The following is a 23,577-nucleotide window of genomic DNA, read 5'->3' as shown; positions in this document are numbered from 1 at the left end:
TCACGGTCTCCCCGTTCCCCACTCGTCCAGGGCCCGTCCGCACGCCTCCAGGCGGCGCAGATAGGCGGCGGCAAGCTCCTCGGCGTCCCGGTCGGGCAGCAGCGCGCGGCGGTGGACCACGGCGCCCGACGGGCCGGCCGTCGAGGCGTCCAGCTCCAGCGCGACCAGTCGGCGGCTGGTCAGCTCGCCCGGCAGGCGGACGGCCCGTGCCTCCAGTCCCGGCACGGCGAGGTCGGCGCGCGGTTGCGTGTGGTAGCCGATCCGGGCGTGGTAGGCGGTCGGCAGCTCCAGCGCGCGCAGCACCCGCTGGTAGTGGACGTCGAGCCTGCCCAGCGCCGCGTAGTGCCCCCGGTGCATCGCCGCGACCAGCTCGTGTTCCGTCGTGTCCGGCGTGACGCGCAGCGGGCAGAGCAGCATGTTGGTGAGGTCGCCGACCATGTGCTCGCCGCCGCGTGCGTGCCGCAGCGCCACCGGGCCGGCCAGCAGGAACGACTGTTCTCCGAGTACGTCGGCGATGCCCAGGGCCCAGGCCGCCGAGTGCGCGACGTAGGGGCTGACCCGGGCCTTCCCGGCGGCCGCGAGCAGCGGGCGCTGGAGGGTCTCGGGCACCTGGACCCAGGCCTTCCCGGCCCGGTGGTCGCCCGCCGTGGAGGCGGCCTCGGCGAGGGCGCCCTCGGGCCGGAACCCCTCCAGCCTGTCCGCCCAGTAGGCGAGGTGGCGTTCCCACGACTCGCCCTGGGAACGCCGGCGCTGCCAGGCCGCGAAGTCGCGGAACCTGCCGGGCTCGGGCAGTGCCCGGCCCGCGTACAGGGCGCCGAAGTCGCGCAGTGCGATCGCCATCGACCAGCCGTCGCAGGTCAGGTGGTGGAACAGGAACGCGGCGAGGTGGCGGTCGGCGCCCGTGCGGTACAGCCGTACGCGCAGCTGGGTGTCGCGCCGTACGTCGAAGCTCCTGGCCCGTTCCCCGGCGACCAGTGCGAGTGCCTCCGGGTCTCCCCCGGCCACCTGGACGTGGCGGACGTCGACGGCGGCCGCTCCGGGGGCGAGCACGCGCTGCGTCCAGCCGTCCGGGCCGTGCTCGAACACGGTGCGCAGCGCCTCGTGGCGGTCGGCCAGTGCGCGGGCCGCGGCGGTGAAGCGGGCCGGGTCGACGGGTCCGCGCAGCTCCAGCACGCGGGCCAGTACGTACGGGTCGCCGTCGGCGGGGTCCCCGGCCGCCGTGAGGAATCCGAGGATGGAGGCCTGGGTGTCGGATATCTCCGAGGTTCCGGTCACGGCCGTTCCCCCGCCGGCGTGCGGTCGGGCAGTACCTCGGCCAGCGAGCGCAGCAGGGTCGCTCCCGCCGGGTAGGCGGCCGCGGGGACGCCCGGAGCCGGGACGACCAGCAGCCGCAGCCCCGCGCCGGCGGCCGCCCGCGCGCCGTCCGGCGAGTCCTCGAACGCGACGCACGCCGCGGGCCGGACGCCGAGCACCGCACAGGCCGTCAGGTACGGCTGCGGGTCGGGCTTGGGGCGGCAGGCGCCGTGCGCGCCGACCACGGCGGACACCTGGTCCGCCAGGCCCACGGCCCCGAGCACGGTCCGGACCGCCGCCTCCGGGCTGTTGGACACCACGGCGACCGGCACGTCCCGGGCGAGGGCCCGCACCAGTTCCACGGCCCCCGGCATGGGGCGCACGCCCTCCCGGGCCACCGCCTCGGCGTAGCGGCCGAGCAGCCGCGCCTCGACCTCGTACGGCGTCAGCCCGGGGGTGTCCGCGAGTGCGTGGAGGCGTTCCACGGTCCGGGCGATGGACGCCCCGGTCAGTTCGAGGGTCAGCGCCTCCACGTCGGTCTCCCGGCCGAGGGAGCGCAGCACGAGCTCCATGGCGGTGCCCCACAGCGGTTCGGTGTCGGCCAGCAGGCCGTCGCAGTCGAAGAGCGCCGCGGCGACCGGCCGGCCGCCGTGTTCGAGCAGGTCCCTCACGCCGCGGGCCCTTCGGGCTGGTCGCGCAGCCGTGCCATGGCCTCAAGCGGCACCCGGGGCCCGGGGTGCTCGCACTTGAGCGCGCCGGCCCGGTTCCCGAAGGCCGCGGCCTCCTGGACCCCGGCGCCGCGCAGCCGGGCGGCGACGAAGCCGGCGTGGAATGCGTCCCCGGCTCCGGTGCTGTCGGTGACTTCGGCCGGGTGGGCCGCCGCCACGAAGTACCGTCCCTCCTCGTCCAGTCCGGCGCAGCCCTCGGCGCCCTTGGTGGCGACCGCCACGGACGGGCCGAGGGAGCGCACGTACGCGAGCGCCCGGGCCTCGTCGTCCGTCCCGGCGAGGGCGCGGATCACCTCCAGCGGGGCGGCCAGTTCGTCCACGTGCGCGAGGAGGCGGGCGGCGTCCTCGCGGGCGACCTCCAGGTCGGCGAAGACCCGTACGCCCAGGCTGCGGGCCAGTTCGGCGGCGGTCACGGAGGCCTCGAACTCGTGCCCGTCGGTGTAGAAGGCCCGGGTCCGGCTCAGGGCCCCGGCGGGGACGAGGCCGGCGGGGGCGGTGAGCCGCGGGTCCTTGCACATCACGATCGAGCGGGTGCCGGAGGTGGTGTCGACGGCCACCACCGCCACGTGGTTGGGGCAGTCCGGCACGGTGACGGACCCCTCCACGGCGATGCCCGCGTCGGTCATCGAGGCCCGGACCCGCTCGCCCCAGGCGTCGTCGCCGAACATGCCCACGTAGTGGACGGCCAGGCCCAGGCCGGCCAGGTCGACGGCGGCGTTGGAGCCCTGCCCGCCCGCGTGCTGCCGGAGGCTGTCGGCGTAGACCTTCTGGTCGGGGCGCAGGGCTTCCCGGCCGGTGAACACCAGGTCCATGGTGTTGAAGCCGATCACGACGACGTCGCTGGAGGTCATGCTCACTGCTCCTCTCCGGCGGGGGCCGGGGTCAGGCACACCTTGAGGTGGCCGGTGGGTTCGGTACGGCGTCCTGCCGCCAGGTCCACGCCCAGCAGGGCGAAGGCGCGGGCGAACTCCTCCAGGGGGACTTCGGCGGTCACGGCGCCGTCGAGCGGGAGCGCACCGTTGGCCAGGAGTTCCACCGCGTCGCCGAAGGTGCCGAGCGAGTCGATCGAGCCGATCACCTGGATGCTGTTGTCGGCGATCCAGGCGGGGTCGACGGTGGCGCTGCCGCCGCTCAGCCCCACGAGCAGCAGCTGGCCGCCCGGGTTGAGTACGCCGAGGGCCTGTTCCAGCAGGACGCCGGTGGTGTCGACGACCACGTCGAGGCCGGTGCCCGGCCGGGCCAGGCGGTCCACCGCCTCGGGCAGGCTCCCCACGACGGGCCAGAGGCCCGGCAGGGCTTCGCGCAGTACGCCGGCACGTGCGGAGGACGTTTCCACCAGGACGCCGCCGAGCCCCTGCTGGGCCAGCAGTGACGCGTACATCACGCCCATCGGGCCGGCGCCCAGGACGGCGGCGCGCAGCTGCGGGGTGAGGCGGAGCCTGCGTACGCCGGTCATCGCGCAGGACAGCGGCTCGCCCAGCACCATCGCGAGGCGGTCGGTGCCCGCCGGGACCGGGTGGACGAACGTCCGGGAGGTCAGGTAGTACTCGGCGAACAGGCCGTCGGCGGACACGCCCGCCTCGGTCTCGTGCTTGCGCGCGCAGTGGTTCTCCCGCCCCGACCGGCAGGGTGCGCAGGAGCCGCAGAAGTAGGTCGGGTTGACCACCACCGGGGTGCCGACCGGGAGGTCGGTGACGCCCGGGCCGGTCTCGGCGACCTCTCCGACGCTCTCGTGGCCGAGGACGACGCCCGGGCTGGCCGTGTACTTGCCGGTGGCGATGCCGATGTCGGTGCCGCAGATGCCGGTGCGCCGCACCCGCACCACGACGTCGTCGGGTCCGGTGGCCCGGGGTCTCGGGCGTTCCTCCACGCGCAGGTCGAAGGGGCCGTGGTAGACGAGGGCCTTCATGGGCTTCGGCTGCGTCATCGGCGGTCACTCTCCAGGGTCTTGGTCGCGTCCAGCAGGGCCAGGCGCAGGCGGGCGCAGATCTCGTCCAGGTCCCGCTCCCCGGCTATGAGGGCGGGCCGGACCTTGACGACGTTGCCGAGGCCGTAGCGGGAGCCGCGCACCACCAGGTCGTGCCCGGACTCGGCGGCGGCGATGGTCGCCCGGGCGAGTTCCGGGTCGGGTGAACCGTCGGGGCGGGACAGCTCGATGCCCCACATGTAGCCGAGGCCGCGTACGTCGCTGACGGCCGGCACCTCGTCGGCGAGGGCCCGCAGCCGGGTGCCGATGGCCGCGCCCAGTGCGTCCACGCGTGCCAGGAAGCCGGGCTGTTCCAGTACGTCGAGGGTGGCGTGGGCGGCGGCGAGGCCGAGGAGGCTGGAGCCGCTGGTGAAGGAGTGGTCGTGGGGGTCCAGGACGTCCAGTTCCTCGCGCATCAGCACGGCGCCGATGGGCAGGCCGATGCCGCCGAGGCCCTTGGCCAGGGTGATGACGTCCGGTCGCAGACCGAGGTGTTCGGAGGCGAACATGTGGCCGGTGCGGCCGAGGCCCGTCTGCACCTCGTCGGCGATCAGCACGATGCCGTGCCGGTCGCAGATCCGCCGCAGTTCCCGGAAGAACTCCGGCGGCGGCACGATGTTGCCCCCGTTGCCCAGGACCGGCTCGACCAGCACCGCCGCCACGTCGCCGCTGCTGGCGTACTCCAGGAAGTCCTCGATCCGGGTCGCGCACAGCGCCTGGCAGCTCGGGTAGGAGGAGTTGTAGAAGCAGCGGTGGCAGTACGCACCGGGGACGACGAGCGTCTCGGTGGTGGCGGAGGCGGGGAAGGGCCGGCGCCGGAAGGCGTTGCCGGACATGGCCGTGGTCGCCATGGTCTGGCCGTGGTGGGAGAGGAAGAAGCTGACGACCTGCCGGCGCCCGGTGTACTTCTGGGCGATCTTCACGGCGCACTCGTTGGCGGTGGAGCCGGACACGTCGCGGATCCAGCTGCGGGAGAGCCCCGCCGGGGCGTGGGCGAGCAGCCGGGCGGCCAGCGCGTCGCCGGCCGGCCGGGTGAAGCCGGAGGCGGCGTGGGAGATCCGGCCGGCCTGCTGCTGGACGGCCGTGACGACGTGGGGGTGGGCGTAGCCGAGCGGCAGGTTGAAGGTGCCGGAGGCGGCGTCCAGCAGGGTGCGGCCCTGGGGGGTGCGCAGCCACAGGCCGTCGCCCTCCAGTGCGGGCTCGGCGGTGAGTGCGCCGGGGGCGGTGGTGAGGGTGATGTCGGTGGTGTCGGTGGTCACTGGGCCCGCCACCAGGCGGCCGTGTCCGACGGGAGGCTGATCCGCTCGGCGTCCGGGGTGTCGAAGGGGGTGCTGGCGAGCAGCAGTTCGCCCGGGCGGGGCAGCTCGACGGCCTCGCCGGTGGTGTTGACCGTGCAGACGACGGCGCCGCGGGCGAAGACCAGGGTGCCGGGCGGGCCGGGCCGCCAGTCGAGGGGGCCGTCGCCGAGGTCCTGCGTCTGCCGGCGGATCCGCAGCGCGGCCCGGTAGAGGGCCAGGGTGGACCCCGGGTCCTGCTGCTGGACGGCCACGCTGAGCTTCGCCCACGCCTCGGGCTGCGGCAGCCAGGTGGGCCCGGCGCCCTCGGGGGCGAAGCCGTACGGTGCGCCGGCTCCTTCCCAGGGGAGGGGGACGCGGCATCCGTCGCGGCCCCGTTCGGTGTGTCCGGAGCGCTCCCACTGGGGGTCCTGGAGGGCGTCCTCGGGCAGGTCGAGGACCTCGGGCAGGCCGAGCTCGTCGCCCTGGTAGACGTACGCGGCCCCGGGGAGCGCGAGGGTCAGCAGGGCGGCGGCCCGGGCGCGGCGCAGCCCCGCTTCCCCGTCGCCGTAGCGGGTGACCACGCGGTGGACGTCGGCGTTGCCGAGCCCCCAGGTGGCGGTGGCGCCGACCGCCGCGTGCGCGGCCAGGGTCCGCCGGACGGTGGCGCGGAGGGCTTCGGCGTCCCAGGGGGCGCAGAGGTAGTCGAAGTTCTGGGTGTGGTGGAGCTCGTCGCCGCGCACGTAGAGCGCGAGCCGCTCCTCGTCGGGGGTGACCGCCTCGGCGACCGCGATGCGCTCCCCCGGGTACTCGTCGAGGATCCGGCGCCACTCGCGGTGGATCTCGTGGACGCCGTCCTGGTCGAAGTACGGGACGGCCTCGCTGCCGAGGAGTCCGGCCTGGGCGCTGCGGCCGAGGTCGGGCAGCCCGGCGGCCTTCACCAGGCCGTGGGCGTCGGCGATCCGCAGGCCGTCGGCGCCGCGGTCCAGCCAGAAGCGGATGACCGAGCGGAACTCGTCCCGGACGGCCGGGCTGTCGAAGTCGAGGTCGGGCATCTCGGGGGCGAACAGGTGCAGGTACCAGTCGCCGGGGGTGCCGTCGGGGTCGGTGGTGCGGCTCCAGGCCGGGCCGCCGAACACCGATTCCCAGTCGTTGGGGGGCAGTTCGCCGTCCTCGCCCCTGCCGGGACGGAAGTGGTAGCGGGTCCGCAGCGCGGAGCCGGGGCCCTCGCGCAGGGCGCGCTGGAACCATTCGTGCCGGTCGGAGGTGTGGTTGGGGACCAGGTCCACGATCACCCGCAGGTCCAGGGCGTGGGCGTCGTCGATCAGCGCTTCGGCGTCGGCGAGCGTCCCGAACAGCGGGTCGATCGTGCGGTGGTCGGCGACGTCGAATCCGCCGTCCACCATGGGCGAGGCGTAGAACGGGGTGATCCACAGGGCGTCGACGCCGAGGTCCCGCAGGTAGGGCAGGCGGGTACGCAGGCCGGCGAGGTCGCCGACGCCGTCACCGTTCCCGTCGGCGAAGCTGCGCGGATAGACCTGGTAGACGACGGCATCCCGCCACCAGGCGGCTCCGGTAGTGCCGTGAGCGTGCTGCATCAATGCAACCAATCGTCGGTCGGTGGACATGCGGACTTGGCGCGCCGTGGTGAGGCTAGGAGGCGGATCTTGAGACCGTCAACGGTCTTTCGCGATTTTTCTGCAAGAACTTGCAGCTCAGCGCGGCACGAACAGGGGTTTAGCGGGCAGGACTTCGACCTGCTTGCTGAAAATTTCTGCAAGATCTTCCAGAAGGGGGTGGGTCGGCACTACTGTCCTGCCGAGCGACCGGACCCCCGTGACCCCCGTGAGCCCCCGTGACCCCCCGTCAGAGGAGACCCTCAGTGACCCAGACCGTCGCCGACGCGCCGGCGCCCGCCCCGCGGCCGGACGCAGACCCCCGCCCCCCGGCCTCCCCCGAGTGGTGGCGCGGCGCGGTGATCTACCAGGTGTTCCCGCGCAGCTTCGCCGACGGCAACGGCGACGGCGTCGGCGACCTCCCCGGCGTCCGGACCCGCCTGCCCCACCTGCGCGACCTGGGCGTGGACGCCGTCTGGCTGTCGCCGATCTTCGCCTCCCCGCAGGTCGACGCCGGCTACGACGTCTCCGACTACCGGCGGATCGAGCCGGTGTTCGGCGACCTCGCCGACGCCGAGGCGCTGATCCGCGACGCCCACGCCCTGGACCTGCGGGTGATCGTGGACCTGGTCCCGAACCACTCGTCCGACCAGCACGAATGGTTCCAGCAGGCCCTGCGCGAGGGCCCCGGCTCCCCGCTGCGCGAGCGCTACCACTTCCGCCCCGGCAAGGGCGAGGACGGCGAACTCCCCCCGAACGACTGGGAGTCGATATTCGGCGGCCCCGCCTGGAGCCGCACCACCGACCCCGACGGCACCCCCGGCGACTGGTACCTGCACCTGTTCGCCCCGGAGCAGCCGGACTTCAACTGGGAGCACCCGGCCGTCCGGGACGAGTTCCGCTCGATCATCCGCTTCTGGTTCGACCGCGGCATCGACGGCATCCGCATCGACGTCGCCCACGGCATGGTCAAGGCCGCCGGGCTGCCCGACATCGGCACCAAGGAGCAGCTCAAGCTGCTCGGCAACGACGAGATGCCGTTCTTCGACCAGGACGGCGTCCACGAGATCTACCGCGACTGGCGCCGCGTCCTGAACGAGTACGGCGACGACCGCATCTTCGTGGCCGAGGCCTGGACCCCGACCGTCACCAGCACCGCCAAGTACGTCCGCCCGGACGAACTGCACCAGGCCTTCAACTTCCAGTACCTCGGCACCGACTGGGACGCCGCCGCGCTGCGCGAGGTGATCGACGTGTCGCTGGACGCGATGCGCTCCGTCGGCGCACCGGCGACCTGGGTGCTCTCCAACCACGACGTCACCCGGCACGCCACCCGGTTCGGCAACCCGCCCGGCCAGGGCACCCAGATGCGCACCGCGGGCGACCGCGTACTCGGCCTGCGCCGGGCGCGGGCCGCGACCATGCTGATGCTCGCCCTGCCCGGCTCCGCCTACGTCTTCCAGGGCGAGGAACTCGGCCTGCCCGAGGTCGTCGACCTGCCCGACGAGGTCCGCCAGGACCCGTCCTTCTTCCGGCACAACGGCCAGGACGGCTACCGGGACGGCTGCCGGGTCCCGATCCCGTGGTCCGGCACCGAGGCCCCGTACGGCTTCGGGCCGGAGGGCGGCCCGAGCTGGCTGCCGCAGCCCGCCGAGTGGGCCTCGCTCAGCGTGGAGGCCCAGACCGGTGACCCCACCTCCACCCTGGAGCTCTACCGCAGCGCCCTGGCGGTCCGTCGCCGGCACCCGGCGCTCGGCGCCGGCGAGCAGGTCACCTGGCTGGACGCGCCCGCGGGCGTCCTCTCCTTCCGCCGCGACAGCGCGGAGGGCTCCTTCGTCTGCACCGCCAACATCACCGGCGCGCCCGTGGAGATGACGGCTCCCGGCGAGGTGCTGCTCGCCTCCACCGGCGCGGGGCCCGAAGGGCCGGTCGCCGTGATCGAGCCGGACACCACCGTCTGGTGGGCGGTCTGACCCACACGAGCGCGGAGCGGCCGGGCGCCGTGCCCGGCCGCTCCGCCTCGCACCGGCGACAAGGAGCTTCCCCCCGATGAACACAGAGGCGACGCCCCACCTGGTGTGGGACTGGAACGGCACCCTGCTCGACGACGGGCCGCTGATCGCGGAGGCCATGAACGCCGCCTACGGGGCGGCCGGCCTGGCCCCCATCACGTACGACCGCTACCGCGCGGCCTTCTCCCTCTCCTCGACGGACCTGATCCGGCGCACCCACGCGGTGGTGCCCGACCAGGACACCCTGGCGAAGATGGCCGCCGCCTACCACGCGCACTACCGGAGCGGCCGCAGCTCCCTCGCCGCCGGCGCCCTGGAGGCCCTCGCCCTCGCCGACCGGCAGGGCGTACCCCAGTCCCTGCTGTCGCTCCACCCCGAGGAGCCCCTGGCCACCGCCCTGGCCGAGCACGGCCTGGCCGGCCGTTTCACGCTGGTCACCGGCCGCACCGGCGACGCGTCGGGCGGCAAGCACCCACAGCTGCTGAACCACCTGGCGAGGCTGGCCGCCACCGGCGTGACGCCCGCCCGCACCGTCCTGATCGGCGACACCGAGGACGACGGCGACGCCGCCCGCCGCGCGGGAGTCCGCGCCGTCCTGCACACCGGCGGCGTCCAGGACCGGGCCGGCCTGACCCGCACCGGCTGGCCGGTCGTCGACTCCCTGCCGGAGGCCGTCCGGACGGCGATCGCGCTCTAGGGGGTGTCCGGAGCGGGCGGTTCGCCCGATCGTACGTCGTGACCTGCGGTGATGCCGCTCGTCCCGACATGTGGCGCGATTCCTGGCGGTCGGCCCCGAGGGGGGTATGGTCGTCCGGTCACGGACGGCGATCGGATCGTCTGTTCGACCTTTCACCCCGAGGGAGCCGACATGACCGATCTGAACTCGCTGCGGGCGAGCCTTGCGTCGGGTGAGCACGAGTTCGCCGACACCCTGGCCTTCGTCGCCGCGCACTACGCGTACCAGCCGCAGGCGTTCCGCAACGGGGAACTGGAGAACGCCGCCGGTGAGAACGAGGGTTCCTGCAAGACCCTGGGACTGGCCCTGCTGGAAGGGCTGAGCGACCAGGAAGCGCTGCAGGCGTTCGGCGAGCACTACCGCAGTGTGCTGGCGACGCCGAACGACACCGATCACGGCAACATCCGCAACCTCCTGGCCCATGGCCTGGCAGGGGTGAGCTTCGCCGGGCAGCCGTTGGCCCGCAAGAGCTGACCGGCGGCCTCCGGGCCCCACCCGCCGGTCGGGCCTACCCCGCCCGCCCGTCCCCTCCGGCGGACGAGCGGGCACTGACCGCCTCGCGGATGCGTGCGGCCATGGCGGCCGACCGGCCTTGCGACGGCTTCAGGACCCCGTTCTCCGTCATCAGCGCGTGGAACTGCTGCTCGTGGTAGGGAACCCCGGGCGGCAGGGCGGCGATGTGCCAGTGGAGATGGGCGTTCCCCTGCTGGCTGCCCAGCGAGTAGAGATAGGTGCGCTCCGGTCCGCACACGGCCTCGACGGCGAGCGCAACCTCCCGGACGCACAGCATCAGCCGGCTGTAGGCCGCCTCGTCCAGGTCGCGCACGACGTGCTCGACGTGCGCTTTCGGGGCGACGAGGACCTTCCCCTCCACCGTGGGCCATCGGTCCATGAACGCGATGTGGTCCTCGTCCTCGAAGACCGTCTCGTGGGGGTAGTCCGGATCTCCGGCGAGGAACGCGCAGACGAAGCAGGGGCCGCTTCGCGCCCGGGCCACGTAAGAGTCGAGATCCATCGGCAGTCGGTCCATCGGCATGTGGGAACCCTCCGAGGTCATGTCCCCGCTGTTCTCCCGGGGACCGGCATGGTGTGGAGCAGTTCGAGCCTGCGCTGCACGGCGTCCGTGGCTCCCGGCCGCCGGCCGGGTACGCGGCGGCGCAGGGCCACGAGGCGGGGGCCGAGTTCTCTGGCCCTGCGCGGGTCCGGGATCTGCTGCCACTGGTGGTGGGCCCGGTCCACGGCCCCTTGGACGGGTGGGGCGTCCGGGGCCTGGTGCCGGCCCAGGCGTGCGTCGGCCGCGGCCATCCACAGCTCGCAGCTGCCGGCCGCATCGCCCGCGATGTGGGCGACGTCGGCCCGCACCTCCAGCCAGTGCACGGCCTCGGCCGACCCTGGCCCGTAGGCGTTGACGGCCCAGCCCTCCCACTGCGCGGCGAGCGACGCGGCCCGGGCGTGCTGCCCGGCGTGGGCGGTGGCGAGGATCGCGGGAAGCGGGTCCGCGTCCGCCGCCGGAGCCGGTGCGGCGCGGGTCGGCACCGGCACCGGCACCGGGGTGGCGTCCGCCGCGAGGAGCAGGGCCGTGTCGTCGCCGGCCCGGGAGGCCGCCATCGCGTGGAGTTCGGCGAGCGGCGGGGTCAGTCCGCTGCGCCAGATGCCGGCCACGCCCTTCAGGTAGGCGGGGTCCGCGACGCGGTGGCGGGCGGGGGCCGGGGAGACGCTGCCGTAGAGCGACGTCCCGTGGCCGAGCGTCAGGCCGTCCATGGAGATCTTCTGCCACACGTCCGGGGTGGCGACCAGATCGACGAGGACGGTCGTGGTCCCGGGGCGGCGCGGCTTCAGCTCGCTCGCCAGCCAGGCCCAGGGCAGCCCGGTGTAGCGCAGGGTGGCGGGTGTCGTGCGGGCCAGGGCCAGATGGATCCCGTGCTGCCTGGTGTCGAGGTGGAGTTGCCCCGCCAGGAGGAGCGTGAGCGGGCCCGGCGCGGTGGCGGCGGCGCGGATGCGGGTGAGGACGGTCTGCTGATCGGTCGGATCGGCCAGCTCGACGATCGTCCCGGCCGCGGTCCGGGTCAGCGCGCTGGGCGGACAGGCCGCGAGAGTGGACAGCACGCTGCTGGCGGCGATGAGGCGGCCCTTGCCGACCGGGGCTGCTGCGAGGAGCAGCGCGGTCCCGGGTTCGGTCGTCTCCCCTGTGATCAACACATGAGCACCGTACGCCACCTCTTCGACGGGCCTCAAAGGTTCCGGCACCTCGAACCGTCCAGCGGGCCGGCCACCGGGCCGGGGCCCGGGGCCGTCAGTCCGCCGCGGCGGACCAGGTGACGGCCGGCGGGCGGACGGCGGCGCACAGGGGCCTGCCGTGGGCGTCGGTCAGGCCGAGGCGGGCGACCAGCAGCCCGCCGTCCGCGGCGGCTTCGGCCACCGAGGGGTCGACGGCGTCGAGCATGAGCTTGGCCCGGCGGAACACCGTGCGGACACCGGCGCCGTCGATCCCGCTCCAGGAGAGGTAGACGAACCGCTGTCCGGGACGGCCCTGGATCCAGGGGCCCGTGACGTCGACGCCCGCGGCGCCCCGGCGCGCGGTGCAGTCCAGCGTCCAGACCGCCGAGCCGGCATCGCCGGGACGGGGGGCCGGCGGCTGCGCGTCCCGCGCACGCGGCTGGACGGCGACGTGGATGTCGCCGTAGCCGGGGAAGCCGGGACCGGGCGCACAGGTGCGGCCCGGCAGGTCGAATCCCTCGATCCGGATCTGCACGGGGCCACTCTGCCATGCGGCTGCTCCCGCCGGGGCAGAGCCTCAGCCGACGCGGCTGAGCCGACCCGTGGGCGTCGGCTCGTCCGTACGAGCCGGACTGCGGAGGAGGCCGCCGACTCCTGCTGCCAGGGCCCAGAGCAGGAGGGGGAACGCGGCGACGCGCTCCGTACCGCCCATGCCGAGGCCTGCGTAGTGGTGTGCGAGGAACAGGGCGAGGGCCGTGAGCGCCGTGGTTCCCAGCAGGCCGGTGCCCCACCGCAGTACGGCCGGAACCCGCTCCGCCAGGGCGAACCCGGCCAGGACGAGACCGGTGTTGCCCACCGCCATGATGAGAAGGGCGCCCAGGACGTGCTGGTTCTCGTCGACGTCCGCGGGGGCCAGCCCCGCCAGCACGAACCCCCCGCCCCCAACGGCCAGCAGGAGCCGGGCCATGACGGCGGCCGGACCCCTGCGCCACAGGGCACCGCCGGTCAGGGCGGCGCCCACCAGGAGGAGCACTCCCAGGGTGGTGAACGAGGTGTTCATCAGGCCGTGCTCGGGGGAGCAGATGTACCGAGGTTCGGGATCCGGCTGGAGCGCGCAATGCGCGTTGCCCAGATCGCTGATGTTGTTCCGCGCCCAGCTGTACGGTCTCGCCCAGGCGGACTCGACGATCCCGTGGACCACGAAGAACTGCACCACGCCCACAATCCAGGCCGAGTACCCGATCCGGTCTCTCACCCGTCCGCCTTCCGTCGCGTGAATCACGTACGGACAGCCGATCACGCGGCGACGGGCCGGGGCACTCCGATGAGCCCCCCGGGACCGGGTGGGGCAGGCCCTACCCCGGCGCGGTCCAGTGCGTCACATCGGTTCCGACGACCCCGGTGGAGCCGGTGTACTCGGTGGTCCCGTCGGGGCTGGGCGAGGCTGGCGCCTACGGCAGCCACCCAGGATCAGGACAGCAATCGAGACTTCATCAGGCGTGGCGCGGCCCTTGCCGTCACCGTGCCACGCCCCTGCTCCCCATGACCGCGGACGCCGGAGAGGACGGACGGACCCGAGGCCGAAATCGAGTCCGGCACTTAGCCGTAGCGTTCGCTTGTCGTGACCCCGACCAGGGATGATTACGCTTCGTGCTCACCAACATCATCACCGCCGTCGGTCTGGCCGTCCTCCTCTGGGCGCTCGTCCACACCACCCGCCTCGCCATCCGCAACCGCAAGGCCCGGCACTTCGACGCCTCCGCCTACGGCCTCGTCCCCCGCGAGCAGCTCGACAGCCGGCGCTCCGGCCCGCCCCGGGACGAGCCCGCGCTGCGCCTCGCCGTCGAGGCCGCCCTGAACGGCGAGTGGGAACCCGCGGCCAGGCTTCTCGCGGACACCGCGGAACGCCAGGACTGGGCGGAGCGCTGGCGGCTCGTCGAGGCGTTCGCGGATCTGGCCGTGGAGGACGAGCGCTGGCTGCGGATCTGGCGCGCCAGGCGGCCGCACGACGCGGACGCCGTCGTCGTACACGCCCACGCCCTGCTGCTCCGCGCCTGGGCGGCGCGCGGCGAGAAGTACGTCAATCAGACCTCCCACGAGCAGATGGCGCTGTTCGGCGAGCTGCTGCCGACCGCCATGTACGCCGCCCAGGAAGCGGCCAGGCTGGCGCCGAGCGATCCGTCCCCGTGGGTCACGATGGTCGCCGCCGCGCGTGGACTGGGGCTCCCCCACGACGAGTTCCGCCGCCTGTGGAGCGAGGTCACGAGCCGCGCGCCGCAGCACTACGACGCGCACTGGCACGCCCTCCAGTACTGGTGCGCGAAGTGGTACGGCTCCCACCAGCTGATGTTCAAATTCGCCAAGCAGGCGGCGGCGTCCGCTCCGGCCGGGAGCCTGATCTCGGGCATCTACCTGCACGCCGTGTACGAAGCCACGCTCCAGGACGGCGAGGCCGCCTACCGCACCTGGGCCACCAAGTCCGCGCTCGCCCGCGTTCAGGCCGACCTGGCGCAGGCCGCCCCGGAGGACCGCCGGCTTCCCTCGATACGGCACCTGTACGCCGCCGCACTCGTGAAGACGGGGCGGTACGCGGAGGCCCTGGCGCAGTTCCGGCTCATCGGCGGGTGGTGCGGAGCGGCGCCCTGGGCCGACGAGCAGGATGCCGCGGCGGCATTCGACCACGCCCGCGGCCTGGCGGCCCTCCACTCGGGCCGCCCCTAGGGCCTGTTCGGCACTCGGCTGCGGCGCCGCGGGACACCACCGGCCTGGGGCGCCGGTCCGGCCTGGGGCGCCGCCCCAGGCGAGACGTCCCCCACGAGCAGCCGTTCTCCACGTTGTGCCGCGCCTACCCGGCCCACCCCGACGTGGCGGTGGGCAACGCCGAATGGACGCACGCCGCGGCCATGAGCGAGCGCATGTTCACCCGGCGCTTCCGGCACCTGACGGGGACGAGCCCTGCGGCCTGGCGCCCGCGGGCCAGGCTGCTCGGTGCAGCCTGGACGGCCGCGCCGGCCGCGCCGGGGCATCGTGCGCCGCGACCACGGCAGCGGCGTCGCCCACGGCGTCGCCCGCTCCTGCGTCGTACGCCCGCGCATGGCGCCGCACCTTCCGTGCCGCGCGCCCGGACGCCTGAACCACGCGCCCTCTTACTGCGAACGCCCTCACAGCCAGCCGCTGCGCTGTGCCTGGAGGGCCATCTGGAAGCGGTTCTCGGCGCCCAGGCGGGCCATCAGTATCTGGAGCCGGCGGAAGAAGGTGCGGCGGCTGATGCCCAGTTCGCGGGCGATGACCTCGTCGCTCGCGCCGCCGGCGAGGAGGCGGAGCAGGCGGCGGTCGGCCGGCGGCAGGCCGGCCGGGCGGGTGGCGCGGCCGTGGAAGGGGAGGGCCTGCTGCCAGGTCTGCTCGAACAGGGCGAGGAGTGCGGAGAGCAGACCGCACGGCTGCACCACCAGCATCGTGTTGTGTACGTCCGCCTCCCTGATCGACAGGGACACCAGCGCGTACGACTCGTCGATGATCACCAGCTTGACCGGGACCGTCGGCGCCACCCTGGCCTGCTCGCCGGCCTCGATGCACGGCTCGATGGCCTTCTCCAGCTGTCCGGGCATCTCTAGTGACGCCTTCGAGTAGACGACCCGCTGGGTCACGCCGCGGGCGAGTGTCGCCAGCGCGTCATCGAGGGCGCCCGCCAGCGGGAAGTAGGGCGGCGAGTCGAGCTGACGGATCTGCGTGCGGGCGCTGGTCCAGGCCTGGCGCATCCTCGGGCCGATGGCGTCGCCGGTCACCACCTCGACGAGGTTGTCGTTGTACGCCGCGAGCCGCTGGCGGCGGAACGACTCGAACGCCCCGCCCACGGTGATGCGCGACCCTTCGAGCTCGGCCGCCCGGTGCCTGGCGAGGATCTCCAGGCCCGCGGCGGGAGGCACCGGGGCCACCACGTCCGCGCCCTCCGCGGCGGCGCTGGCCAGTCCGGCGTCGACCAGCTCGGCGTACGCCGCGGGGAACTCGGCGCCGTCCAGTCCGGCCGCCTCCCCGATCTCGGCGAGCGGAGCGGGGGCCAGTTCGAGAAGTGCCAGGTACACGCGGCCCGCCGCGGGGCCGATCCCCAGCATCCGCAGGGCCTCGCCCAGTTTCGCGTTCGCCATGCACCGCATTATCGACGACCGCGGGGCGGGCGTGGCCGATCAGTGCCACTGGCACGACCGGCCCTCCTGAGCGTGCCGCCCCGCAGTACCGTCCGGGAACCGCCGGGGCCCCTCGGGCGGCGAACCCATCCGGAAGAAGAGAAGAAGGAGAACGACGTGTCGAAGGGTCGCAAGAACGGCCTCTACTCGGGAGTCTCCGAGGAACTGTCCGCGCTGATGAGGACGGGCTGGGCGGACACCGAACAGCACGACCTGCCGCTCGACGAGCAGGCTCCGTACGCGGCCCGCCGCCGTGCCGCGCTCTCCGCGTGCTTCCCCGGCGAGCGCCTGGTGGTCCCGTCGGGCAATCTCAAGGCCCGCTCGAACGACGACACCTACCCGTTCCGCCCGTACTCCGGCTACGTCCACATGACCGGGGACCAGGCCCGCGACGGCGCGCTCGTCCTCGAACCCCGCCCGGACGGCGGCCACGACGCGTACTGCTACGTGCTGCCGCGCGACGGCCGGGACACCGACGAGTTCTGGCTGGGCTACACCGCCGAGCTGTGGATGGGCCGTCGCCGCTCCCTCGCCGAGTCGGAGGGCGTGCTCGGGGTGTCCTGCCGCGACGTCCGCACCGTGGCGGAGGACCTGGCCGCCGCTCCTGACGTGCCCACCCGCATCGTCCGCGGCGTCGATCCGGCGCTGGAGGCCGCGGTCACCACCGACGCCGGACGGGACGCCGAACTGGAGGAGGCGCTGAGCGGGCTCCGGCTGGTGAAGGACGCCTGGGAGATCGGCGAGATGCGCAAGGCGGTGGACTCCACCGTGCGCGGTTTCACCGACTGCGTCGGCGAGCTCTCGCGGGCGGTCGCGTCCTCGGAGCGGTGGATCGAGGGCACCTTCTTCCGCCGGGCACGGCTTGAGGGCAACTCCGTGGGCTACGGCTCGATCTGCGCCGCGGGCGAGCACGCCACGATCATGCACTGGACCGACAACGACGGTCCGGTACGCCCCGGCGACCTGCTCCTGCTCGACGCCGGTGTGGAGACGCACACCCTCTACACCGCCGACGTCACCCGCACCCTGCCGGTCAGCGGCACGTTCACGCCCGTGCAGCGCAAGGTGTACGACGCCGTGTACGAGGCCCAGGAGGCGGGCATCGCCGCCGTGAAGCCGGGGGCCGCGTACCGCGACTTCCACGTGGCGGCACAGCGGTACCTGGCGGAGAAGCTCGTCGAGTGGGGCTTCATCGAGGGCCCGGCGGACCGCGCCCTCGAGCTCGGCCTGCAGCGCCGCTTCACCATGGCCGGCACCGGCCACATGCTCGGACTGGACGTCCACGACTGCGCCGAGGCCCGCAACGAGGAGTACGTGGACGGCGTGCTGGAGCCGGGGATGGTGCTCACGGTGGAGCCGGGCCTGTACTTCCAGCCGGACGACCTCACGGTGCCCGAGGAGTGGCGCGGCATCGGGGTCCGGATCGAGGACGACCTGCTGGTGACCGCCGACGGCAGCGAGAACCTCTCGGCGGGTCTGCCGCGCTCGGCGGACGAGGTCGAGGCGTGGATGGCCCGCGTGGCGGGCTGACGGAAGCCGGCCCCGCCCGCCCGGACGGACGCCGCCGGGCGGGCGGGGCTTCGCGGCACTCCCCTAGACGCAGGCCCCGGCTGCCGAGGTGGCCGCCGGGGTGCCGCGGGCGATCCGCATCCGGGACCCGGCGAACTCCACCGTCTCGCCCGGCAGGATCAGCAGCCCGGCCTCGCCGTCCGGCCCGGCCTCGCCGTCCAGCCCGGCGTCAGCGTCCGGCGCGGCCTCGCCGTCCGGCCCGGCCTCAGCGTCCGGTCCCGCCTCGGCGTCCGGCCCGGACCCGATCCGCCGGACCTGGACCGCCGGGCCCAGTCCGCCGGCCATGAACACCATCGGGTCGACCTCCCAGCCGTGTCCGGCCAGCCAGCGCTCCAGCGCCTCGCCGTCCGCGGCCTCCGCCCAGCGCGGCCATGCGTACGTGGTCGTGCTCTCCATGCCTACCCCCTGTAGCTGATGGACCACCGGCCCAGATGGTGCCACCCGCCTCCGACAACGGCTCCCTGAATTCCGTGCCGGGCGAGCCGTGCTGAGACGTTCCTCCTTGAGGCCTCAAGCGGGCATCCCGTTTCGTCCTGGGGATCGAAGCGCACCCACCGGCCGCGCCTTGGAATCCGCGCATGCCGGGTGTGGGCGACACCACTCGAAGGTGGCGGGCCGCGCCGCCGCCGGGACCGGCGGAGGAGACGACTCCGCGTGCAGTCGTGCGAGTTCGCGCCAACTCCCCTGTTCGACGGTCGAGTTGATCTGCGCTGACCTATGTTCGAGGAGCTCTCAGCGGTTCCACGGTTCACGGCTCACCAGTCGCCCAGGAGGTCCGATTGCAGCCCAGTCGCGTCAGCGCCCTTCCCCGAGCGTTACGCCGCTCCCCTCTCCTCATCGCCTTCGCCCTCGGCTCGCTGCTCGTCGGGCTCACCCCGTGGCTGGGGGTGGCGAGCACGGGGCCCGGCGGCCGCGGGCCGGGGGCCTTCGACCAGCAGACGGCGAAGCAGTCGCCGCACCACGGCGTGGCCCCGGCGAACGCCATGGAGCCGACGGCACCCGTCCTCGACCGGACCGGGTGGACCGCCACGGCGAGCGACGAGGAGACCGCCGGCGAGAACGGCCGCGCGGCCAACGTCCTCGACGGCGACACGGCCACCATCTGGCACAGCAAGTGGACGGGCACCCCCGCCCCGCTGCCGCACACCATCACCGTCGACATGCACCGCACGGCGGTGGTCTCGGCGCTCCTCTACCAGCCCCGCACCAACGGGGCCAACGGGCGCGTCGGCGAGTACAGCGTCAGCGTGAGCGCCGACGGCCAGAACTGGGGCAGCCCGGTCGCCACCGGCACCCTCGCGGACGACGCGGGCGCCAAGACCCTCGGATTCGCCCCGCAGGGCGCCCGGTTCGTCCGGCTCACCGCCCTCACCGAGGCCGGCAACCGCGGCCCGTGGACCTCCGCCGCTGAACTCAACCTGCTCGGCGACCCCGGAACCCCGGCCGCCACCGTCGACCTGCCCCGGACCGGATGGACGGCCACGGCGAGCGACGAGGAGGCCACCGGGGAGAACGGCCGCGCGGCCAACGTCCTCGACGGCGACGCCGCCACCATCTGGCACAGCAAGTGGTCCGGGACCCCGGCCCCGCTGCCGCACAGCATCACCGTCGACATGCACCGCGCGACGGCCGTCTCCGCCCTGGTCTACCAGCCCCGCAACGACGGCCCCAACGGGCGCGCGGGCGCGTACACCATCAGCACCAGCACCGACGGCACCACCTTCGGCACACCGGTCTCCGCCGGCACCTGGCGCGACGACGACACCGTCAAGACCGCCACCTTCACCCGCACCGAGAACGCCCGCTACGTACGCCTGACCGTGACCGGCGAGGCCGGCAACCGCGGTCCCTGGACCTCCGCCGCCGAGATACGCCTGAGCGGACCGGCCGACCCGGCCGCGCACGGCTCCTGGGACCGGATCACCGGCTTCCCCCTGGTGCCGGTGGCCACCGCCGTCCTGCCGGGTGACAAACTCCTGGCCTGGTCGGCGTACGCGGTCGACCGCTTCGGCGGCAGCAACGGCTACACCCAGACCGCGGTCCTGGACCTGAAGACGGGCAAGGTCACCCAGCGCCGCATCGACAACACCGGCCACGACATGTTCTGCCCGGGCATAGCGATGCTCGCCGACGGCCGGGTGCTGGTCACCGGCGGCAGCAACGCGGAGAAGGCGAGCATCTACGACCCGGCCACCGATGCCTGGTCCACGACCACCTCCATGAACATCGCCCGCGGCTACCAGGCCATGACCCTGCTCTCCACCGGCGAGGCCTTCGTCCTCGGCGGATCCTGGAGCGGGGCCACCGGCGACAAGGCCGGCGAGGTCTGGTCCCCGGACACCCGCACCTGGCGCAGGCTCCCCGGCGTCCCCGCCGCCCCGGCGCTGACGGCCGACCCGGCCGGCGCCTACCGCGCCGACAACCACATGTGGCTGCACGCCACCTCGGGCGGCAAGGTGCTCCAGCTGGGCCCGAGCAAGCAGATGAACTGGATATCGACCGGCGGGAACGGGAGCATCACCTCCGCCGGCCCCCGGGCCGACAGCCAGGACGCCATGACCGGCAACGCCGTCGCGTACGACATCGGCAAGCTGCTCACCCTGGGCGGCTCGCCCGCGTACGAGAAGACGCCCGCCACCCGGCGCGCGTACACCGTGGGCATCGAGGGCGACCAGGTCCGGGCCGCCCGCACGGGCGACATGGGTCACGCCCGGGCCTTCGGCAACAGCGTCGTCCTGCCCGACGGCAAGGTCGCCGTGTTCGGCGGGCAGGCGTACCCCGTGCCGTTCAGCGACGCCACGTCCGTGCTGACCCCCGAGCTGTGGGACCCGGCGACCGGCAGCTTCGCCCCGCTCGCCACCATGGCCATCCCGCGCAACTACCACAGCGTGGCGAACCTGCTGCCCGACGGGCGGATCTTCTCCGGCGGTGGCGGCCTGTGCGGCGACTGCGCCACCAACCACGCCGACGGGGCCGTGTTCACACCGCCGTACCTGCTCAACGCGGACGGCTCGCCCAAGCCGCGCCCCGTCATCACCGGCGGCGTGCCGCCCCGGGCCCCGGCGGGCACCTCGCTCACCGTCGCCGCCGAGGGGCAGGTGGCTTCCTTCGTCCTGATGCGGGCCGCGGCCGCGACGCACTCCACGGACAACGACCAGCGGCGGGTGCCGCTGGTGTCCACGCCCGCGGGTTCCGGCACGTACACGGTGTCCATCCCGTCCGACAGGGGCGTGGTCCTGCCGGGCACCTACATGCTCTTCGCCCTGGACGCCCAAGGGGTGCCGAGCACCGCCCGGTTCATCACCGTCTCCTGACGGCACGACAGCGGCGTCCGTGGCGTCCGTGGCGTCCGTGGCGTCCGTGGCGTCCGTGGCGTCCGTGGCGTCCGTGGCGTCCGTCCCCGGCCGGGGACGGACGCCTCCACCACGACTTCGAAGCGTGCACGGGTCCGAGATCGCCTCGGTGTCACAGCGGGTTACGGTGGCGCCCGCCTCGCACCGACCACCCCGGCCGGTGATCCGTCCGCAACCCGCGGGGCGGTGGGGCGTTGGTCAGTTCTGACTGCCCTGACGTCGAAGACGCGCGGCCGACCGGCCGGCCGGCCGTGGGCCGGTGGCACCGGCCCGTACGACGGTGGCCGGGCCGCGCGGGATCGGAGCCCCATGCCGCCTCATCCCCTCAAGCGCCGGGTCGGGCGCTGCCTCGCGCTCGTCGCGGTCGCCGCCGCCGTGGCGCTGGGCGGGCCCGTGGCCCCGGCCGGTGCGGACACCGCCGCCCCTGCGGCCGGGGCCGTGGCCGTGGCCGCTCCGGTGCTCGACCGGGACTTCCCCGACCCGGACGTCGTGAAGGTCGGCCGTACGTACCACGCGTACGCCACCAACGGCGACGGCAAGCACGTCCAGCACGCCACCTCCCGCGACCTGAAGCGGTGGAAGGCCGACAGCGGTGACGTCCTGCCCGTGCTCGGCGAATGGGCGGCACCCCGGCGTGACCTGGTGTGGGCGCCGGAGGTGTACGACAACGGCGACGGCTTCACCATGCACTACACGGCGCATGACCGGGCGAGCGACAAGCAGTGCATCGGCGTCGCGCGGTCGCCGTCGGCGGACGGACCGTTCCGGCCGGTCGGGGACGGGCCGCTGGTGTGCCCGGCCGAGCAGGGCGGCGCGATCGACGCCTCCGGCTACACCGAGGGCGGGCAGCGCTACCTGCTGTGGAAGAACGACGGCAACTGCTGCGGCACGGACACCTGGCTGCACCTGCAGCCCGTCTCGTGGGACGGCACGCGTACCACCGGGGACCCGGTCAGGCTGATCAGGCAGGACCCCCTCCGGGAAGGCGCGGTGGTGGAAGCCCCCACCCTCGTCAAGCGCGCGGGGCAGTACGTGCTGTTCTACTCGGCCGACGACTACGGCGGCGACCGCTACCGGACCGGCTACGCGGTGGCACAGACCCTGACCGGCCCGTACACCAAGGCGGCCAGGCCGCTGATGACGACGGAGACCCTCTCCGGCGCGGCGCGCGGCCCCGGCGGGCAGGACGTGGTGACCGGCCCCGACGGCCGTGACCGCATCCTCTTCCACGGCTGGCGTGACGACCCGCGCCGGCGGGTGATGTACGTGGCCGACCTGGGCTTCGCGAACGGCTACCCCGTCGTGCGCGGCAGCAAGGTCCTCTACCAGGCGGAGAACGCCCTCGTGCACCACGCGGCCGTCCGCGACGCCGAGGCCGCCTCCGACGGCAGGGCGGTCGGCGGCATCGACCATGCCGACAGCCACGTGGAGTTCACGGTCTTCGCCGCGTCCTCGGGCGAGCACCTGCTGTCCGTGTGGTTCGGCAACGGCTCCCGCGACGGGGCGGGAGCCCCGGTGGAGGCCACGCACGGCCTCACGGTCAACGGCACGGCCGCGGGCACGGTCCGCTACCGGCACACCGGCTGGGACAGGTGGGAGACGACGGGGACCGCCGTCTCCCTGCGGGAGGGATGGAACACGGTCCGCCTGTCCAAGGGCGAGTACTTCGCCGAACTGGACGGCGTGGAGGTGGCCTGACACACCGGCGCCGCCACCCCTGCCGCCCGCGCAGCCCCGTCCCACTCCATGCCCACCCCCCTTCCTTATTGCGAGCAACTCGCAATAAGGGCAGGCTGTGCCGTGCAAGGACGATCACCCACCCGGAAAGGGGACGTGCCTGATGGGCACCCATGCGCTTCCCGACCTCCCCCGCGACCACGACGACACGGCCGGGGCCGTACACGCGTGGGTCCACGGCTGGACCGTGTCGCGCGGCGCGGCCGACCCCGTCCCCACGCCCTGGGGCTTCACCATCGACGTCGGTCTCCCCGGGCACGTCCTGCGCCACGTACTGCCGGCCGCCGACGAGGCGGCCGTCCGCAAGATCACCGAGAACCCGGCCGCACCCGGCGTATGGCTGAAGGCACCCGCGCCGCCGGAGGTGTTCGCGTCCTGGCTCGGGCCCGGCTGGTCGCTGGCCGGCGGGCCCGGCTTCCTGATGGCCGCCCCGCCGCGCGCCGCCCGCGCCGGGGCCCCGCCGGCGGTCGCCGACGGCTACCGGCTGGACACCTGGACCCGGGGCGGCGTCGTCCGCGCCCTGGTCCGCACCTCCGAGGGAGCCTTCGCCGCGCGCGGCCAGGCCGGCATCGCCGGCCCCGCCTTCGCCGTCGACCAGGTGGAGACCGACCCCGGTCATCAACGCCGCGGTCTGGGCCGCCTGGTGATGCACGCGCTCGCCGGCGTCGCCGCCGCCCGGGGCACGACGGAGGGCGTGCTGGTCGCGACGCCGGAGGGCCGGGCCCTGTACGAGACGATGGGATGGCGCGTACTCGCCCCGCTGACCGGCGCCGTACGCGGCTGAGGCCCTGGGGACCTGAGGCCCAGGGGCCCTGAGGCCCTGAGGCCCGGTCGAGCCCCCCGGACACCCCGACGGCGAGGGGTCAGACCTCGTCGAAGCCGCGGAAGGTCC

At 74.1% G+C, this 23,577-nt stretch carries 20 protein-coding genes; 8 read left to right on the top strand and 12 right to left on the bottom strand.

What is annotated here, in order from left to right; genetic code table 11:
* Genes ACZ518_RS28765 through ACZ518_RS28740 form a run of 6 tightly spaced genes read right to left on the bottom strand, consistent with a single transcriptional unit; the run spans position 1 to position 6,859 of the window.
* A complete protein-coding gene (locus ACZ518_RS28765; RefSeq protein ID WP_469115916.1) occupies positions 1-1,275 on the bottom strand; it encodes a condensation domain-containing protein in 1,275 nt (424 codons plus the stop codon).
* The gene (locus tag ACZ518_RS28760) at positions 1,272-1,964 is read right to left on the bottom strand and encodes an HAD family hydrolase (RefSeq protein WP_469115915.1); all 693 of its coding nucleotides are present in this window, start codon (positions 1,962-1,964) and stop codon (positions 1,272-1,274) included. Before ACZ518_RS28760 ends, ACZ518_RS28765 begins: the two co-directional genes overlap by 4 nt.
* Positions 1,961-2,872 carry a carbohydrate kinase family protein gene (locus tag ACZ518_RS28755; RefSeq protein WP_469115914.1) on the bottom strand — a complete coding sequence of 304 codons (912 nt, stop codon included), beginning with the start codon at positions 2,870-2,872 and terminating at the stop codon, positions 1,961-1,963. The genes ACZ518_RS28760 and ACZ518_RS28755 overlap by 4 nt, the downstream gene beginning before the upstream one ends.
* A 2-nt stretch (positions 2,873-2,874) precedes the next feature.
* The gene (locus tag ACZ518_RS28750; RefSeq protein WP_469115913.1) at positions 2,875-3,948 is read right to left on the bottom strand and encodes a zinc-dependent alcohol dehydrogenase; all 1,074 of its coding nucleotides are present in this window, start codon (positions 3,946-3,948) and stop codon (positions 2,875-2,877) included.
* On the bottom strand, positions 3,945-5,246 hold the full coding sequence (locus ACZ518_RS28745) for an aspartate aminotransferase family protein (RefSeq protein WP_469115912.1): 1,302 nt from the start codon (positions 5,244-5,246) through the stop codon (positions 3,945-3,947). Before ACZ518_RS28745 ends, ACZ518_RS28750 begins: the two co-directional genes overlap by 4 nt.
* On the bottom strand, positions 5,243-6,859 hold the full coding sequence (locus tag ACZ518_RS28740) for a glycoside hydrolase family 13 protein (RefSeq protein WP_469115911.1): 1,617 nt from the start codon (positions 6,857-6,859) through the stop codon (positions 5,243-5,245). Before ACZ518_RS28740 ends, ACZ518_RS28745 begins: the two co-directional genes overlap by 4 nt.
* Before the next feature lie 284 nt (positions 6,860-7,143).
* Between ACZ518_RS28740 and ACZ518_RS28735 the strand changes: the two genes are divergently transcribed.
* The 3 genes from ACZ518_RS28735 (at position 7,144) to ACZ518_RS28725 (ending at position 10,099) form a co-directional block, all read left to right on the top strand.
* On the top strand, positions 7,144-8,850 hold the full coding sequence (locus tag ACZ518_RS28735; protein ID WP_469115910.1) for a glycoside hydrolase family 13 protein: 1,707 nt from the start codon (positions 7,144-7,146) through the stop codon (positions 8,848-8,850).
* A gap of 76 nt (positions 8,851-8,926) precedes the next feature.
* Positions 8,927-9,586, top strand: coding sequence for an HAD family hydrolase (locus ACZ518_RS28730; protein WP_469115909.1), 660 nt, complete (start codon positions 8,927-8,929; stop codon positions 9,584-9,586).
* A gap of 171 nt (positions 9,587-9,757) precedes the next feature.
* Positions 9,758-10,099, top strand: coding sequence for a HopJ type III effector protein (locus tag ACZ518_RS28725; protein ID WP_469115908.1), 342 nt, complete (start codon positions 9,758-9,760; stop codon positions 10,097-10,099).
* A gap of 34 nt (positions 10,100-10,133) precedes the next feature.
* Here the strand turns inward: ACZ518_RS28725 and ACZ518_RS28720 are convergent, their stop codons facing one another.
* From ACZ518_RS28720 to ACZ518_RS28705, 4 genes are all read right to left on the bottom strand, one after another.
* Positions 10,134-10,661 (bottom strand): HIT family protein, encoded by a 528-nt coding sequence (locus ACZ518_RS28720; protein ID WP_469115907.1) that lies wholly within the window; start codon positions 10,659-10,661, stop codon positions 10,134-10,136.
* Between the two features lie 17 nt (positions 10,662-10,678).
* Positions 10,679-11,824: a hypothetical protein gene (locus ACZ518_RS28715; RefSeq protein ID WP_469115906.1), complete on the bottom strand. Its 1,146-nt coding sequence runs from the start codon at positions 11,822-11,824 to the stop codon at positions 10,679-10,681.
* 94 nt (positions 11,825-11,918) lie between these two features.
* Positions 11,919-12,377 carry a DUF5990 family protein gene (locus ACZ518_RS28710; protein WP_469115905.1) on the bottom strand — a complete coding sequence of 153 codons (459 nt, stop codon included), beginning with the start codon at positions 12,375-12,377 and terminating at the stop codon, positions 11,919-11,921.
* Between the two features lie 42 nt (positions 12,378-12,419).
* On the bottom strand, positions 12,420-13,097 hold the full coding sequence (locus ACZ518_RS28705) for a DUF998 domain-containing protein (RefSeq protein ID WP_469115904.1): 678 nt from the start codon (positions 13,095-13,097) through the stop codon (positions 12,420-12,422).
* 395 nt (positions 13,098-13,492) lie between these two features.
* Here ACZ518_RS28705 and ACZ518_RS28700 point away from each other — a divergent pair, with 395 nt between their 5' ends.
* Positions 13,493-14,563: a hypothetical protein gene (locus tag ACZ518_RS28700; RefSeq protein WP_469115903.1), complete on the top strand. Its 1,071-nt coding sequence runs from the start codon at positions 13,493-13,495 to the stop codon at positions 14,561-14,563.
* Positions 14,564-15,003: 440 nt separating this feature from the next.
* On the opposite strand, the gene ACZ518_RS28695 is transcribed toward ACZ518_RS28700, so the two are convergent.
* Complete coding sequence (locus ACZ518_RS28695) at positions 15,004-15,987, bottom strand: LuxR family transcriptional regulator (protein ID WP_469115902.1); 984 nt, start codon at positions 15,985-15,987, stop codon at positions 15,004-15,006.
* A gap of 156 nt (positions 15,988-16,143) precedes the next feature.
* On the opposite strand from ACZ518_RS28695, the gene ACZ518_RS28690 reads away from it, so the two are divergent.
* Positions 16,144-17,556, top strand: coding sequence for an aminopeptidase P family protein (locus tag ACZ518_RS28690; protein WP_469115901.1), 1,413 nt, complete (start codon positions 16,144-16,146; stop codon positions 17,554-17,556).
* 63 nt (positions 17,557-17,619) lie between these two features.
* Here the strand turns inward: ACZ518_RS28690 and ACZ518_RS28685 are convergent, their stop codons facing one another.
* On the bottom strand, positions 17,620-17,991 hold the full coding sequence (locus ACZ518_RS28685; protein WP_469115900.1) for a hypothetical protein: 372 nt from the start codon (positions 17,989-17,991) through the stop codon (positions 17,620-17,622).
* A gap of 383 nt (positions 17,992-18,374) precedes the next feature.
* On the opposite strand from ACZ518_RS28685, the gene ACZ518_RS28680 reads away from it, so the two are divergent.
* From ACZ518_RS28680 to ACZ518_RS28670, 3 genes are all read left to right on the top strand, one after another.
* Positions 18,375-20,909, top strand: a complete 2,535-nt coding sequence (locus ACZ518_RS28680; protein ID WP_469115899.1) for a discoidin domain-containing protein — start codon at positions 18,375-18,377, stop codon at positions 20,907-20,909.
* 348 nt (positions 20,910-21,257) lie between these two features.
* Complete coding sequence (locus ACZ518_RS28675; RefSeq protein WP_469115898.1) at positions 21,258-22,646, top strand: family 43 glycosylhydrolase; 1,389 nt, start codon at positions 21,258-21,260, stop codon at positions 22,644-22,646.
* A gap of 142 nt (positions 22,647-22,788) precedes the next feature.
* Entirely contained in the window at positions 22,789-23,469 is a 681-nt protein-coding gene (locus tag ACZ518_RS28670; protein WP_469115897.1) for a GNAT family N-acetyltransferase, read from the top strand.
* Positions 23,470-23,577: the final 108 nt, after the last annotated feature.

The sequence above is a fragment of the Streptomyces sp. NPDC033966 genome, from assembly GCF_055575955.1.
This window is presented reverse-complemented; position numbering and strand designations above follow the sequence as displayed.

Excerpts from the sequence above, each read along its gene's own strand:
- ACZ518_RS28720 (WP_469115907.1), bottom strand. The coding sequence starts at position 10,661 with ATGCCGATGGACCGACTGCCGATGGATCTCGACTCTTACGTGGCCCGG.
- ACZ518_RS28685 (WP_469115900.1), bottom strand. The coding sequence starts at position 17,991 with ATGGAGAGCACGACCACGTACGCATGGCCGCGCTGGGCGGAGGCCGCG.
- ACZ518_RS28695 (WP_469115902.1), bottom strand. The coding sequence starts at position 15,987 with ATGGCGAACGCGAAACTGGGCGAGGCCCTGCGGATGCTGGGGATCGGC.
- ACZ518_RS28740 (WP_469115911.1), bottom strand. The coding sequence starts at position 6,859 with ATGCAGCACGCTCACGGCACTACCGGAGCCGCCTGGTGGCGGGATGCC.
- ACZ518_RS28730 (WP_469115909.1), top strand. The coding sequence starts at position 8,927 with ATGAACACAGAGGCGACGCCCCACCTGGTGTGGGACTGGAACGGCACC.
- ACZ518_RS28725 (WP_469115908.1), top strand. The coding sequence starts at position 9,758 with ATGACCGATCTGAACTCGCTGCGGGCGAGCCTTGCGTCGGGTGAGCAC.
- ACZ518_RS28750 (WP_469115913.1), bottom strand. The coding sequence starts at position 3,948 with ATGACGCAGCCGAAGCCCATGAAGGCCCTCGTCTACCACGGCCCCTTC.
- ACZ518_RS28675 (WP_469115898.1), top strand. The coding sequence starts at position 21,258 with ATGCCGCCTCATCCCCTCAAGCGCCGGGTCGGGCGCTGCCTCGCGCTC.
- ACZ518_RS28670 (WP_469115897.1), top strand. The coding sequence starts at position 22,789 with ATGGGCACCCATGCGCTTCCCGACCTCCCCCGCGACCACGACGACACG.
- ACZ518_RS28755 (WP_469115914.1), bottom strand. The coding sequence starts at position 2,872 with ATGACCTCCAGCGACGTCGTCGTGATCGGCTTCAACACCATGGACCTG.